At 53.4% G+C, this 15,400-nt stretch carries 12 protein-coding genes; 3 read left to right on the top strand and 9 right to left on the bottom strand.

The window, feature by feature from the left end:
• Nucleotides 1-7 precede the first annotated feature (7 nt).
• From ACT3TJ_RS12155 to ACT3TJ_RS12165, 3 genes are all read right to left on the bottom strand, one after another.
• Nucleotides 8-1,684, bottom strand: coding sequence for an NAD-dependent malic enzyme (locus ACT3TJ_RS12155; protein ID WP_444622210.1), 1,677 nt, complete (start codon nt 1,682-1,684; stop codon nt 8-10).
• Between the two features lie 168 nt (nt 1,685-1,852).
• Nucleotides 1,853-3,064: a YeeE/YedE family protein gene (locus tag ACT3TJ_RS12160; protein WP_444622211.1), complete on the bottom strand. Its 1,212-nt coding sequence runs from the start codon at nt 3,062-3,064 to the stop codon at nt 1,853-1,855.
• Nucleotides 3,065-3,184: 120 nt separating this feature from the next.
• Complete coding sequence (locus tag ACT3TJ_RS12165; protein WP_444622212.1) at nt 3,185-3,844, bottom strand: AI-2E family transporter; 660 nt, start codon at nt 3,842-3,844, stop codon at nt 3,185-3,187.
• A 327-nt stretch (nt 3,845-4,171) separates the two neighbouring features.
• On the opposite strand from ACT3TJ_RS12165, the gene ACT3TJ_RS12170 reads away from it, so the two are divergent.
• Both ACT3TJ_RS12170 and fumC read left to right on the top strand, forming a co-directional pair.
• The gene (locus ACT3TJ_RS12170) at nt 4,172-5,968 is read left to right on the top strand and encodes an NAD-dependent malic enzyme (protein WP_444665780.1); all 1,797 of its coding nucleotides are present in this window, start codon (nt 4,172-4,174) and stop codon (nt 5,966-5,968) included.
• Nucleotides 5,969-6,114: 146 nt separating this feature from the next.
• The gene (gene fumC, locus ACT3TJ_RS12175) at nt 6,115-7,572 is read left to right on the top strand and encodes a class II fumarate hydratase (RefSeq protein ID WP_193054720.1); all 1,458 of its coding nucleotides are present in this window, start codon (nt 6,115-6,117) and stop codon (nt 7,570-7,572) included.
• On the opposite strand, the gene ACT3TJ_RS12180 is transcribed toward fumC, so the two are convergent.
• Nucleotides 7,569-8,558 (bottom strand): IS481 family transposase, encoded by a 990-nt coding sequence (locus ACT3TJ_RS12180; RefSeq protein ID WP_444622214.1) that lies wholly within the window; start codon nt 8,556-8,558, stop codon nt 7,569-7,571. The genes fumC and ACT3TJ_RS12180 overlap by 4 nt on opposite strands.
• Before the next feature lie 314 nt (nt 8,559-8,872).
• Here ACT3TJ_RS12180 and ACT3TJ_RS12185 point away from each other — a divergent pair, with 314 nt between their 5' ends.
• Nucleotides 8,873-10,009: a cupin domain-containing protein gene (locus tag ACT3TJ_RS12185; protein WP_444622215.1), complete on the top strand. Its 1,137-nt coding sequence runs from the start codon at nt 8,873-8,875 to the stop codon at nt 10,007-10,009.
• A 175-nt stretch (nt 10,010-10,184) separates the two neighbouring features.
• Here ACT3TJ_RS12185 and ACT3TJ_RS12190 read toward each other — a convergent pair whose 3' ends face one another.
• The 5 genes from ACT3TJ_RS12190 to ACT3TJ_RS12210 form a co-directional block, all read right to left on the bottom strand.
• Entirely contained in the window at nt 10,185-10,697 is a 513-nt protein-coding gene (locus ACT3TJ_RS12190) for a bacteriophage T4 gp5 trimerisation domain-containing protein (RefSeq protein ID WP_444622216.1), read from the bottom strand.
• A 123-nt stretch (nt 10,698-10,820) separates the two neighbouring features.
• Entirely contained in the window at nt 10,821-11,084 is a 264-nt protein-coding gene (locus ACT3TJ_RS12195) for a PAAR domain-containing protein (RefSeq protein WP_444622217.1), read from the bottom strand.
• Nucleotides 11,081-12,073 (bottom strand): hypothetical protein, encoded by a 993-nt coding sequence (locus tag ACT3TJ_RS12200; RefSeq protein WP_444622218.1) that lies wholly within the window; start codon nt 12,071-12,073, stop codon nt 11,081-11,083. Before ACT3TJ_RS12200 ends, ACT3TJ_RS12195 begins: the two co-directional genes overlap by 4 nt.
• Before the next feature lie 55 nt (nt 12,074-12,128).
• On the bottom strand, nt 12,129-14,042 hold the full coding sequence (locus ACT3TJ_RS12205) for a hypothetical protein (RefSeq protein WP_444622219.1): 1,914 nt from the start codon (nt 14,040-14,042) through the stop codon (nt 12,129-12,131).
• Nucleotides 14,039-15,400 (bottom strand): DUF4123 domain-containing protein, encoded by a 1,362-nt coding sequence (locus ACT3TJ_RS12210; RefSeq protein WP_444622220.1) that lies wholly within the window; start codon nt 15,398-15,400, stop codon nt 14,039-14,041. The genes ACT3TJ_RS12205 and ACT3TJ_RS12210 overlap by 4 nt, the downstream gene beginning before the upstream one ends.

Raw genomic sequence — 15,400 nt, forward strand, 5'->3', positions numbered from 1 at the left:
CGCTCGTTTAAACGGCGCGGCGGCGATAGGTACGATACTCAGGTGACCAGCTTGCTTTCTCGATGTCTTCGCGCAGTTTGGTGCCGCTGGTCGTTAGCGCAACGCCGTTATGCTGAGCAGTGGCGGCTACTTCAAAGGCAATCGACTGGCTGATTTCACGAATACGCGAAAGCGGCGGTAACAGCGCACCTTTACCCTCTTTAACGATGGGTGCTTCACGCGCCAGCGCACGAGACGCGCTCATCAACATCTCATCGGTCACCCGATTTGCATTCGAAGCAATGACGCCCAACCCGATGCCCGGGAAGATATACGCGTTGTTGCACTGGGCAATGGGGTATGTGCGCCCGTTATATACCACAGGAGTAAACGGACTACCGGTGGCGACCAGTGCTTGGCCGTCGGTCCAGCGGATCACATCGTCAGGAACAGCTTCTGCCTGAGACGTTGGATTAGAGAGCGGCATAATCACCGGGTGCTCGCAGCCTGCATGCATGGTTTTAACCACTTGCTCGGTGAATATCCCACGCTGACCGCAAACACCGACCAGAATAGTCGGCTTCATCTGGGCAATGGTTTCTTCCAACCCTTGGCCATTCCAATCCGCGACCAGCGCAGGATCGTGGGCCAAACGACGCTGAAAATCGCGCTGCCACTCTTGATCCGTCGTCATCAAGCCTTCGCGGTCGACAACAAAAATACGCGCACGCGCTTCATGTTCGGAGAGACCTTCGGCCTCCATGGCCACCACGACCTGCTCGGCGATACCACAACCGGCTGAACCACCGCCAACGAACACCACGCGTTGCTGGGCAATGCTTTCTTCACGCGCCTGACAGGCTGCCATGAGCGTTCCCACAACAACGGATGCCGTGCCCTGAACATCATCGTTAAAGCAGCACAACTCGTTGCGATAGCGCTCAAGCAGCGGTACGGCGTTGGCTTGGGCAAAATCTTCAAACTGCAGCAAAACATTCGGCCAGCGGCGCTTCAGCGCTGAGATGAACGCTGCCATAAAGGCGTTGTACTCTTCCTGGCCCACGCGTTTATGGCGCCAGCCCATGTACATGGGATCATCCAGCAGCGCCTGATTATTAGTGCCCACATCAATCACGATGGGTAGCGTATGGGCCGGACTAATACCGCCACAGGCGGTATAAAGCGCCAGCTTACCAATGGGAATCCCCATACCACCGATCCCCTGGTCACCCAGCCCCAAAATACGTTCGCCGTCAGTGACTACGATAACTTTAACGTTATCCTTAGTGGCGCTGCGCAGAATATCGTCCAGATGATCGCGGTCCTGGTAGCCGATAAACAAGCCCCGGTGATTGCGATAAATATTGGAAAATTCCTGACATGCCTGGCCAACGGTTGGCGTATAGATGATCGGCAGCATCTCTTCAAGATGCTCAGATACCAAGCGGAAGTAGAGCGTTTCGTTGTCGTCTTGAATGGCGCGCAAATAAATATGGCGCTCAAGATCGCTATTGCACTGCTGGTACTGCCGATAAGCGCGCTCTAGCTGATCATCAATGGTTTCGACATTTTGCGGCAGCAAACCAATCAAGTTAAACGCCAAACGCTCCTCTTGAGTAAACGCGCTGCCTTTGTTCAATAGCGGCATTTCAAGTAAGGAAGGACCGGCGTAAGGAATATATAAGGGGCGCTTACTCGTCGTCATAGGGGCTCTCTTCTTTTCCATTACCGCTGCATCGCAGCAATTTCAAGCGTTTACGGTTTATCGACATAATGTACCATGTCACTACGACAAAGGTGGCACAGTCATACTTCTCTAGCCAAAAAAATGCCCCGACATTTGCCGGGGCAGCTGAAAATCAATACGTTATAATTAGCAGGTTTTTGCCGTTGGCTGGCGCCCTACTTCACCGGTAAAGAACAACGGACGCAGCTTCACACCGACAATATTGCCCGCAAAGGCAGCCACCAACCACACCCAACCGTGCAAGCTACCCGAGGCGATACCACTGAAGTAAGCACCGATGTTGCAACCAAACGCCAGGCGCGCGCCATAACCCAGCATTAAGCCACCAATTACCGCAGCCACCACCGAGCGCAGAGGGATTCTAAAATTAGGCGCAAACCGACCGGCCAAATGTGCAGCCATTAAAGCGCCCAACATAATACCGACGTTCATGACCGTCGTCATATCACTCCACACGCTAGCTTCAAGCGCTGCCGCATTACCTGGCGCCTGCCAATATCCCCAACCCGTTACGCTACCGCCGAACAATTCATATACCTTGGCCCCCCAAAGCGCGAAGGCCGACGTAATGCCCCATGGGCGACCAGCTAGCGCAAGCGTTGCGAAATTCAGCAGCGCCAAGACCACGGCACCCGCCAATAACGGCCAAGGCCCACTTAACCAACGCAGAGTAGCGGGTTTCTCAACCATGGGTACCTGTTCAAGTTGGCCATGACGACGCTTTTCCATCACGAGCGTAAACACCGCAATCGCCACAAACAGTACCAGGCTGATGGCGATACCGCCCGTCGTACCTGCAACATCAATCAACGATATCGGCTCAAACGCTGGCAAACGCTGCCACCACGCAAAATGCGCCGAGCCAATTACCGAACCGATGATAAAGAAGACAAGCGTAATCAACATACGGGCATTACCGCCACCCGCCGTAAACAGCGTGCCTGAAGCGCACCCGCCGCCCAACTGCATACCAATCCCGAAAAGAAACGCGCCCACCAGCACGGAAATGCCGATAGGGGAGACAAAACCACTCACCGGCGTACCAAACAATGTACCGGCACCCAGCGCTGGGAAAAACAGCACCACGGCAATGGCCAGCATCACCATTTGCGCACGCAGCCCGCGGCCGCGGCGCTCGGTAATAAACACGCGCCAGGCAGAGGTAAACCCAAAGGCAGCGTGATACAACACCATGCCCAGCAGACCGCCTACAATCATTAGCAAACCGGTATTAGCGCCAAATATGACGCCAATCATTAGCGCTCCTAATACAATCGCCGCAGTCGCCAGTAGTGGTACCCGATAACTGGCCGGAGTCGCGGCAGCCGTCGTCGACATAAATTCACCTATAGGTAACGCCAAAAGCGCCCGTGGATAGACAGGCGCTCTGGTCGATGTGGATAATCGTTATAAGCTTACCGCCCAGCCAACAGGGGGTAAATCATTTATGGCTAATCGTTACAGGGCTAACGAAGAATTACGGCTCTTTTTATCGTCGTCTTCATGCGCCACATAGAGACGATTCACCATTACGAATAAAACAACCGCCAAGGGTGCGGCCAAAATAACGCCAGGTAAGCCAAACAACGTGCTGCTTGCAAGGAGCGCAAACAACAATAGCGCCGGTGGCAGGCTGACGGCACGCTGCTGCACCAAAGGCTGCAAAATATTACCTTCAATCTGCTGAATAATAACGTAAGCCATCAGTACGAAGAGCGCCGTCTCAGGGCTGACCGTATACGCCAACAGCAGGGCAGGAATAGCGGCGGCAATGGGGCCGACCAACGGTACAAAGTCCAGAAGACCGGCAACTAGTCCCAGCCCTAATGGCGCTGGCACGCCCAGCAGCCACATGCTGATACCCACCAGTACGCCCGTTACCGTCATAGCGACTACCTGACCGCCTAGCCAATAGCGCAATGCCTTACCACTCGCATCCAACGCCTCGCCCAAGCGCGGACGGCTTTTAACCGGTGCCAGTAATAAAAGACCACGGCGGTATAAGTCCGGCTGAGCCGCTTCCAGTGTTGAGATGATGAGCGAACTGATGGCGAAGCACCACGGGGCTCCGCCACCCACTCCATGATGACTGTTTTGTTGCTCACTTAGAAGCTGCATCCATCACTTTAAAAATAAATAAGCAATATTTTTTATAAAACAATATTAATATTAAAGGCTTATTTGTTTCTCTCATACCTATCCATAAAAAGCGTCAAATCATCCTAACTTTTATATTGTTTTTTTTTCATAAGCCAATCTACATTGATAAGCATCATTAATGACCCCTTAAGCAGTTTAAAAAGAAGTTATTCATGAGCAACAACCATTACAAGAACTATCACAAGAACTATCAAGATCAGATAATGGGTAACTAATAACGCCTGTACTACAGGCTTTTGGCGAAAAAAGCGACGATGGGTCGCAACGATTAAACGGAGAGTTATAATGTTTAGCAGGCAAGCCAACATATCGAAAGATAGCTCTGGTCGCACGCGCATTACAACAGCAGCACGTGGGTACGCAGTACTTCGCGACCCATCTTTAAATAAGGGAACATCGTTTAGTCAGAGTGAGCGTGACGCACTTGGTCTTAACGGGCTGCTTCCCCCAATTATTACTACTGAACTTGAACCGCAACTCATCCGCGCTTATGCGGCCTATAGCGCGGCACCTACTGATCTCGCAAAACATATATATATGTGGGATCTCCATGATGACAACGTGACAATATTTTATGCTCTCCTTCAACGTCATATGATGGAAATGCTTCCCATCGTCTATGACCCTATCGTTGGTGAGGCAATTGAGAACTTTAGTGAGATCATGCACCGGCCACGTGGGATCTTCCTTTCAATCAATGAGCCAGAAAAAATCGAGGAGAAACTTGCGGCCTTCGGTGCAGGCGCGAATGACATTGATTTGCTTGTGGCATCTGATGCCGAGGAAATCCTTGGTATCGGTGATTGGGGGGCCAACGGCATCGATATTTCTATTGGTAAGTTGGCTGTTTACACTGCAGCTGCTGGCGTAGATCCGCACCGAGTGGTGCCGGTGATACTGGATGTAGGGACTGACAATGAGAAATTGTTGAATGCCCCCCAGTATGTTGGGTACCGCCATGGTCGTATACGAGGCAAGCAGTATGATGATTTTGTGGACGCCTATGCGGCCGCAGCGCATAAGTTGTTCCCTAAAGCAATGTTGCACTGGGAAGACTTCGGTTCCACCAATGCACGCCGCATTCTGGCGCGTCATCGAGATAAGCTGCCAACGTTCAATGATGACATGCAGGGTACGGGCGCAATCGTACTCGCAGGTCTACTAAACGCGGTAGAACGCACAGGAAACCCCTGGAATGAACAACGCGTTGTAGTCGTAGGGTCTGGTACAGCAGGGTGCGGCATTGCAGATCAGATTCGGGACCAAATGGTTCGCCACGGAGTATCTAAAGAAGAGGCGACTCGTAAAATTTGGTTGGTGGACCTTCCTGGCTTGCTTACTGACGACATGACGGACGGCCTACTTGATTTCCAGCGTCCATATGCGCGGCCCCTTGATGAAGTCACTAATTGGAAACGCACACCCTGTGAGCCAATTCCGGCCGACGAAAGTCGCTGGCCTGCAATGGAGGCTCTACGCGCAGCACGCGCTGCCGCTAGCGGAATTATCGACCTTGCGGCGGTAGTCTCCGAAGTGAAGCCAACTATCCTTATTGGAACGTCGACGACCCCAGGCCGATTTACCGAAAGCATCGTCCGTGACATGGCGTCCAATGTTGAGAGGCCCATCATCTTTCCGCTTTCTAATCCCACCTTACTGCATGAAGCAACTCCTGCTCATCTCATAGAGTGGACAGACGGCAAGGTACTTGTCGCCACCGGCGCTCCCTTCGATGACGTGCAGTACAAGGGTGTCAACTATGTCATTGGCCAGGCTAATAATGCAGCTCTCTATCCTGGGTTGGGCTTTGGCGTCATTGTTGGACGCGTGGCCAAGATTACGGATGAAATGATTTTTGCTGCCGCGCAAGCGGTCGCGGGCCAAGGTCCTGAAGATAAGCCCGGCGCTTCGCTTCTACCATCGAATGCAGAGCTGCGCACCACATCCAGTGCAGTCGCTGTGGAAGTAATTCGGGTTGCTCAGAGTCAAGGGCTGGTGCGCGCCAAGGATCTTTCGGACCCTGTGGAAGCCGTACGTGAGGCTCAGTGGTGGCCAGTCTATAACCCTGTGGAAGCTGATTAAAGTAGTGCGAACTGACAGTCTACCTTCACATAGGGGGCAGGCTGTCAGTTCATTGTCGCTGACGATATTTCAATGACGCCATCAGCGTCTCCCCCCATTCCAACGACAGCTACGCTTTTATATCTTTGTATACAGGATAATAAGCTATGACGACGAATAATCAAGCAGATGCCTTACGTGATCTCCCCATTGGCATTGAGGCCGACGGCACACGTTCTGAATTCGATTCTATGGGAAGTGTCGACGTGCCGGCGGATCGTTACTGGGGTGCCCAGACTCAGCGCTCGCTGATTCACTTTAATATTGGTGATGATTTAATGCCAAAAGAGGTATATCACGCCTATGGATACGTGAAAAAGGCATGCGCTATGGTAAATGCGGCGGCTGGTCGATTGTCTGACACTAAGCGCGACGCAATCATTCATGCCGCTGATGAGGCGATCACCGGTAAGCTCGACGCCCACTTCCCGCTGTATGTCTGGCAGACAGGATCTGGTACTCAGTCGAACATGAATGTTAATGAGGTACTTTCGAACCGGGCAATTCAGCTTCTTGGCGGTAGCATCGGTTCTCAGCAACCCGTTGCTCCAAACGACGACGTCAATATGGGCCAGTCGTCAAACGATACATTTCCTACCGCCATGCACATCGCCTCAGTATTCGCGATTGATGAGGTACTGTTGCCCCAAGTAACAAAGCTTGTGGAGACGATTGAGAGCAAAGCCAACCGCTGGATGGACGTAGTAAAAATTGGACGTACGCACCTGGAAGATGCTGTCCCTTTAACGGTTGGCCAGGAATGGCACGGTTGGGCCGGGCAGATTAGAGCAGCAATTGCTGACATTGAGGCCAGCCGCTCGGGGCTCTACGAGCTGGCTGTCGGTGGAACGGCCGTTGGCACTGGCCTGAATGCGCCTAAAGGCTTTGCCGTCGACGTTGCTGCAAAAATCGCCGAACTGACTTTCAAGCCTTTCATTACAGCACCTAACAAGTTCACCGCACAAGGCTCGTTGGATGCAATGGTCCGAGCACATGCAGCACTTCGTGGGCTTGCAGTAGCGTTAATGAAGATTGCCAACGACATGCGCTGGCTGGCTTCTGGACCGCGTTGCGGCTTCGCCGAACTCACCTTGCCGTCCAACGAACCTGGCTCTTCTATCATGCCTGGAAAGGTTAATCCAACCCAGTGCGAAGCAATCGTCATGATTGCTATCCAGGTAATGGGCAACGATACAGCTGTTTCCGTCGCTGGCAGCCAAGGCAACTTCGAACTTAACGCCATGCGGCCTGTGATCATCAATAACTTTTTGCATTCTGCCCGGATTATCGCCGATGGATGCGGTAGATTTTGTGAGTTTTCTGTGGAAGGCACGGAACTGAACGAGAAGAAAATCAAAGAATACGTCGCAGGAAGTGTGATGCTAGTAACGGCTCTATCGCCCGTGATCGGTTATCAAAATGCAGCGCACATAGCCGAAAAGGCAATCGCGGACGGCACAAGCCTGCGTGATGCTGCCTTGGCTTCAGGCAAGGTTAGTGCCGAACTCTTCGACAAGACTATTAAGCCGCTAGATATGGTTGGCAGTGGACTTGCAGGTGCCTAAGTGTCGGGTCCCGCGTGATTGACAACCCGTTTGGTAAATAACTCAGGTCGCTTGGCCTGCCACTCCTTCATCGCCGCGATCGGTGATTGATGATGCAGCGCCTTCTGCGGGATATGGTGATTGTACAGCCAACAGTACCGCTTTAGCGTCTGTTCCAGGTCCTCGCCTGAGGTATACCGTCGAGTGGCCAGCACGTCGCTGATGCGGCCGTTGAACCGTTCTACCATACCGTTCGTCTGCGGCCTTCCCGGCTTGATCAGGCGATGGTCGATACCATGGGCCTGGCACTCCTGGTCGAACGGGTGGCGGCCGCTAGGCTTACGTTCACCGGCCCTTGTGAAGCGATCCGTGAAGGACTTACCGTTGTCGGTCAGCACTGTCTGAATCTTGAAGGGGCTCTTCTCTTCCACTCGCTTCATGAACGCCCGTGCATCCTTCGCGGACTGGCTGTGTCTGACTTCCAGATACACCCAGCGCGTTGCCCGATCGATGGCCACGTACAGGTAGCGTTTCTGCTGCTCGTCAGGCATCTGGGGCAGGTGCTTGATGTCGATATGCACGTACCCGGGCTCGTAGTCCTTGAACGGCTTGTGCCGAGGTCTCGCGTCATCGCCGGCATCCTGCCGTGCCAGGTTCGCCAGCGTTGGCACCTCACGCCGCTTGAGCATGCGGTGCAAGCCGGAGCGTGACAACCGAGGATTCAGGAACTCACGTGCCACGACGAGGAGGTCATCCAGGCCGAGACGAAGGAATTCGCGGGCGGCGATCAGCACGTCTTCCTGCTCGGTAGTGAGCGTGGCCAGCAGGTTGTGGCGTGTATGCGGCCGGTCATGGACATCGTCGCGGTATCGCCAGCGGCGTATGGTCGAGTCGGATACGCCATACTGACGGGCCAACTCGCTATCCGTGATGCTGGCGGGTGCTGCCTGGATCTCGGCACGGATTTTCGGTGTCGTGGTCGCCTGCTTATGCAGCTTGATGTCCATGAACCTGCTCCCGGATGAATTGCTGTAGAAGCTCTCTGGCTGCCAGCAAAGGATAACTCCTATAGCTCATTTGATCATCCGGAACCCAACACCGAAAAATAGCACACCACTTTATCTTTAAAGTTCAATGATAACGTTTCTAAAGCAGACATATCGAACCTGGAGTTTGATGCTCTGGCCGTACGGTTATATAGCGCGAAGGAGAGTGAGGAGTTCGTTTAATTTCTGAATAGCATCACCCGGCTGTTATCCACTTCAACTGTAACAATAACTACATTGACCAATACGTTGTAAGTAAATACAGGAGCAAAGCCATGACTGATAAAGACGTACCTCAGCCCATTCGCGGAACCCAGGGCGCTGACGACCCAGGCCCACGTAATGTTGTTCTGGATAAAATGAACCCAGATATCTTCCTGCCTCCAGAAACCGACAATGCCGGGATCCCGAACCTGAAGTTTCCGTTCGCCATGGCTCATAACCGTCTTGAAGACGGCGGCTGGGCGCGGGAAGTGACGCTGCGCGAGTGCCCGGCTTTGGAAGAACTCGCTATCGTTAATATGCGCCTTGGCCCTGGTGTTATTCGTGAGCTCCATTGGCATAAAGAAGCCGAATGGGCCTATGTAACGGAAGGCCGCGTGCGTTTCTACCTGGTTGACGAAAACCGTCAAACGCTGGTTGAAGATCTCGGGCCAGGTGATCTCTGGTTTGCCCCCGCAGGCGTTCCACATGCCATTCAGGGTCTTGAAGAAGGTACCGAATTCGTGCTGATCTTCAATGACGGTAACTTCTCCGAAAACGAGACACTGCTCGTCACAGAGCTCTTCGCACATATGCCGAAAGAGGTGCTGGCCAAGAACTTCGGTGTTCCGGAAAGTGCCTTCGACAACATCCCGCCGTCTGAAAAGTATATTTTCCGTCAGCCACAGCCAGCGCCCATTGAGCAGGTTCGCGAAGAGCTCGGCGCTGGTAACATGACAGGCAAATATGTGTTCCGGGGAGGCGATATTCCTGAAAACACATGGCAAGGCGGCGCGACCAAAATCATCGATTCGAAAAGTTTCGACGTCACGACCATGGCGATGTTGATGATTAAGCTTGAGCCCGGCGGCATGCGAGAAATTCACTGGCACCCGGATGCTGATGAAATTCAGTACTACCTGTCTGGCCAGGCGCGCATGACCGTGTTCAATGCTGTCAGCAATGCGCGTACTTTTAACTACGGCCCCGGCGACGTCGGCTATGTGCCGAAGAACCTGGCGCACTACATTGAGAATATCGGTGACGAGCCAGTGTATGTTCTCAACGTATTCAACAAGGGCGACTACCGCGATGTCTCACTGAATCAATGGCTGGCGCTGACACCCGCCAGCATTGTTCAAGGCCACCTGGACGTCGATGACACACTAATGAAGTCACTGCGCCGCGAGCGTTGCCCGGTAGTGAAGTAATACGGCTGGGAAGTCATTGAAAACCGCTAGCCAGCCTCGTTGAGGCTGGCTTTTTTTACACTAAAAAGCGCGTCAATCATCCATCAGATAAAACGCCCAAGGCCGACCGCGGAACGAAGCTGGTCCATTGTTTTGGTTGCCTCTTCACGCGCCCGCTGATAAGCCATATGAGCCCTCAGGTGACGTAAAAAAGCCAGCGCCAACGCGCCTGCGCGATCTTCTTGAGGTTTTGACATGCTGCGGCCAGCAGACATTGCTCTTTGACACGCGCCATAAGCTCCCCGTCCGCCTTGAAGGTAATATCGCCATTGGCACGGGTTTGATAGCTACCCCCAACCTTTAACCCGCGCTCTCCATCAATCTGTTCAGTGTGGTTGGTGTGCACGGTGACATCGCGATTGCCGTCAATGGTTTCGATGCGGTCCTTGGCGACCAACAAGCGGGAATTATTGCCAATGGTCGCGATGTCATCGAACTCTACCCGCCTCTGGCGGGAGTTCAGAACATGCAGCTCCATGTTTTCCTGGGCATGCATGTAGATGAACTCTTCCCCCACCTGGTCTTCGAAACAGAGTTCGTTAAACCCTTTGCCCTGATGGGTCTGCGTTTTAATGCCAGTACGGGTTTTATGCTCGGGAAATGGGTACGGTGAAAGATTATCCGCGTGACAGGTACGCCCAGTGGCCAACGGCTGATCCGGGTCGCCTTCCAGGAAGGAAACGATGACCTCGTGGCCAATCCTGGGGATGGCGATACTGCCGTAGCCGCCTGCCTAGGGAAGCGCGGACTCAGCAGCTGTCCTACACGCGGTTTAGGGCTCGACCTTAGCACTACTCGAGGCGGTGACAATTTCACCGCCATGATCCGTCTTGCAGCCAAGATATGCTGTTGGGCGGCCATCGTGATGGGAGCTACTCGAGCCCTGAATGATTGTAGCGCCGCAGCCGGTTTTATCCCCCACCCGCGCCACGGGCTGGCCCTCTACGTGAGAGGGCGAACCGAAGACGATTTCGGTGGTGCCGTGACCGGGGATGGGGCAACTGTGGAGGTCACCTTTGCGCGCAACAGGCTTCATGAAGCCACCGTTGCAATACGCCACTCGCCTGCTGATGTACGATAAAACAACATAGGGATAGCTGTTTCTTCTTTATCTGGCTTCCCGGGATAAGACCAATAAATCGGACTGGGTAAAATACGCACAAGGCGCCCATCTCCCATAAACTCTAAACTATCGTCTGCTGGATCATCTGCAATGTCCAATGGTTGTAAAACTGGGCCATTCGGCTCCTGATGCAGTCCAACTAGTTGTGAGCCAACAGGCAGTGATTCAATGTAATCCTTGGCGCTCTTTCCTCCGGCCATCAGCAAACCAGCCCGATCCCAAACCGGCTCAAATTCGCATACTATCGCGTCTGTATTACCTTCTTCAAATAGGCGATGCAGACGTTCATAGGCTTGGCGTAACTCGTGGCGTAACCGAGGGGTATCTTGCAGTGGCGTGGCATCGTTCACCCAGTGAAAATCGGGAATGGTATCCAGCAAACGGAAGTTCATATCGACACGTTCGGCTTCTATGCTCTCCCCATTACTAACTACCAGGCGATCCGGTGAGTTCACCTGAAACTCCCCGCGAGTACGCAAGTGTTCGCTCTGATGTGTCGTCTCGCCGATAACGTTGGCAGGGTTTTTGGGAAAATCTATCAACTCACCCGTCTCCATATCGTAGCGTAGCTGCAACGTATGAATCCCCTCCTTCGCTTGGGTCTGTGTATTAATAGCCTCAATGGTGACGTTGACCCAAAAGCTTTCTTTAGGCCCCTGCATTAACTCACCCGTTTCAGGGTCACGCTTTGACTCTCCCGTTGAGTCATCTCCCAGTATCGGCGCATAAATGAATGAAACCGTATTGGCGCCTTCTTTTAAATTAACGCTAATAGGATATGAAATAGAGTATTGCTCAGTCGTACTATGAGACTGTACATGTAAATCATTAATTCTTAACGTCCACGCTGCACCTTGAGTGTGAATATTTACCCAGTACTGGCGATCAATTGGCTGCGCCATGGCTAGCTCCTGAAACAGAAATAAGCATAAAAAAAGGCCCCAACTCCGAAAGCCTTTAAAAAGGCACCCACGACCCAACTTCCCCTTCCCAAATTGTCTTTCCATCACCTTCATCTCCTTCAAACTCGGCTATTTTATCTGTATCTGATGCTTTTTCTCGCGCTGAATTGGACATTCTGGCTGCATTCGTATTAGAAGCGGCAATCGAAGAGTCCACTTGTTCTGAAAGACTCTCTTTCTCTTCTCCCTTTACTAAATCAAGGCTCCCACCTTCCTTATAGCCCAATCCATCCCCACCACGCCGCCCGCCCACCGAAACTTCTGCGTAAGCCTCCCCACTGACTCTAACGCCTTCAAAGGTATAGCGTTTCATCCGCTGGCCTTCGTCGTTGTTCTCTACCTCCCACATCCAAGAGGTATGGATAGAACCGCGCACGCCCGCTTGTGCTCTCACCATAAACACACTGCCTTCGACATGGAGCTTTATTTCGGCCAGGCCGAGAATTTGCAATGTTCCTCTGAAATCGCTGGTTACATCGTGGGCGTTAAATCCCATGCCCTCACCAGAGGCCGGAATGCGGTAGGAAACCATACCGTCCTTGCCCAAGGTATGCTGCAACGATCCTGTGGCACTCAACTGAAGATAACCTTCGATAGTCGCGTTTACTTTCTCGCCGGCTTTTATGCGAGCACGTGCGTCCTGAATTCGATTGGCACCTGCGGGGGTTAGGGCAATTGAGGCAATCACTTCAATCAAGTCGATTCTGCCGGTCACTCCCAGGCTGAGAACCGATTCCATACTACCGATATTAAGCTGTAGATCTGGGCTGTTTGGCTCCGGCACTAACTCGAACCCCGAAGGTTTAAACGACAACGATTTACTGATGATGACGCCAGAGCCAATAGAGGAGCGATCGTACTCGACCGTTTCACTGGGCGCCCCCAGAGAAAAGTAGCGGTTAATCTTCTGTATGGTGTCGACCATAATGCCGATGAGGCCAGGCGCATCGTTTTGGCGTGGGATGCTTTTGGGTTCACCACCGGAGGCTTCGGCGCTTCTTGACCACTCCAGTGTATGCCGACCGTACTGCCCCGAAAGCGTCCCCGTTGCGGATACTTTCGCTGACACCTCACTCGTCATGAGGACGGTTTCTACTGCCAAGGTAACGTCACCTTCTAACTTCATGTAAGGATAAGCAATGACCTTCAGGGAGTGGCTGATATCCTTGCCAGGCAAACATTGCATCGGTAGAAAGTTGGCCTCTCCGCCTTGATCGCTCAAAATACGGTTGCCAATGACCGCATCAAAGGCAACAAAGCCCAGTGTGATATCGAAGGGAATAAAATCGTTAAGGCTTCCCGCCAACTGAGTCGGCTGGTTGTAAATAATAGGAACATCTACCTTTTGATCGGTAAGCTTTTGTATCCCATCACCAAGTCCGCCAGCACCACCAGAGTTTACATAGGCCCCTATACAGGGAACATCGTCCGTGCGGCCGTTTTGGCAACTCGTTTCACCTTCCCACAGGACTTCTACATTAGCCATTAACTGGCCTGTAACAGCATTTCCTTGAGGCCTTGCGACGACGAGCAGTGTCATTGCTCCGTCAACAGCGGGCCATTCAACCCTGCGTGAACTATCCTCTTTGTCGCTAACGCTTCCTGCTTTGAGACAGCATCCATCATCCTGTCGGCATTGAACACAAGGTTCGGCAAATGCCGTATCCGGGCCACTCTTCTCCATAGAACCATCGCTAGATGATGAAATAGGGCTTTCGGTCAATGGTTCTGCACCACTGTCGAGATAGACTTGATAAACGCGGTCTGCTACAGCCACCTCATCTATTGGCTCACCATTTTGGTGTGACCGATAAAGTGAGCGCAACGTGCCGTCAGCGGCGTTACCAAACGCCTCCCACTCTTCATTCAGCAGATAGAGAGCATCCTCGTAAGTCGGCTGATAACTCATGACCACTCCCCGCTAACGATGGGCCGAAAATTGTCGTGTTGCATATCACTTTCCTTGTCGGAATATTTCGCCAGCAGAGCCTGCTGAATACGCCCGCGGGGAAACCAGGCTTCCAGGCGGTCACGCTTGCGCCAGGCGGCCATGGTGGGGTTTTCAAGTATTTGCTGTGCTTCGGTTTGATGAGTGGGAAAGGTGTCGCCAAACGCGATCACGCACTTCGCCAGGGTGCGGGTCTGTTTTTTTGAGGCGAGGCCATAACGCTGCCCCAACTGCACCGCGGCGTGAACGGTAGACAGCAACTGCTGGGCCGTTTTCTGGGGATACTGTGGGGTCATCGAGAGTGCCAGGGCCGCCTGAGCCCGTTGCTGCATCAAGCCACCAAATCGCGCAAACTCTTCCTGACCGATGGCAAACTGCCGCCCCCGCCCTCGCGCGTCACGGGCGCCTTCGCTGAGCGAGATCGTCAGCAATCGACCCTGTACCTGCTGAGCGGGCGTCTCCAGCGCGATGGAGGGGATTAACGTTAACTCAGCCGGAAACACCATCAGCGGGGAAGCAGGAATAAAGACGGCTTCCAGCGGCGCCATAAAGGCCGCCAGCTTCCAGGGCTCGAGCGCCTGGGTCATATCCAGGGCTACACGGGGGTCGTAGAAGCGGAAATACACCGGGGCCTGGTCGTTGGCGGGCGTCCAGAGCATGGTGAACTTGCGAAGGTGCGTGCGCAGTTGCTTAAGCGTGGCGTGGGAGTGAAACAGCACGCCCCAGTGCTGATCCTGGGGCAGGTTTTCCAGCCAGGTGCGAATGTCGCTGTCGGCTTCAATACGCACAAGCCAGGGGGCATTGGCCTGAGTCGTGGTATTGGTAGAAGCGTACAGGCACGTATGCTGCGCATCGGTTTGAGCCAAGCGTGCCTGCACCTCGCGACAGTTCACCCCGTCCACCACTGCCCATAGGGGCGGCTGGTTGGCACTCAGCAATGCCTGCCATGAGGTTTCGCTATAAGTCATGGGGGCAATGTAAGGCCCGGGCGCAACAGGCTCCGGCTCGGCGATGAGGGGCAGCATCTCGCCGTACACCACCGGCTGTTTGGATGACGTCGCATGGGCCAGTTCCACCAGCGTCTGCGACATTCCCTGGTGCCGAAAGCGTTGTAAAAGCGTTTGCACTGACTCCAGCTTCAGAAGGCTCAAGCCTTCTTCCTGGAGCCGGGTTTGAAGAAGCGCACGCACCTCATCTTCTGATGCGGCCAGTACCGCTACGGAAACGACGGCCTCATCGGCTTCTTCCTCCCACTGTCTGGCTGCCGGGGTATTGGCCACAATATGGCAACGGGCAACCCAGTAATCCGGCGTCGCCAT

The sequence above is a fragment of the Halomonas sp. AOP30-A1-24 genome (assembly GCF_052378165.1).
Taxonomy (GTDB): Bacteria; Pseudomonadota; Gammaproteobacteria; order Pseudomonadales; family Halomonadaceae; genus Vreelandella; species Vreelandella citrativorans.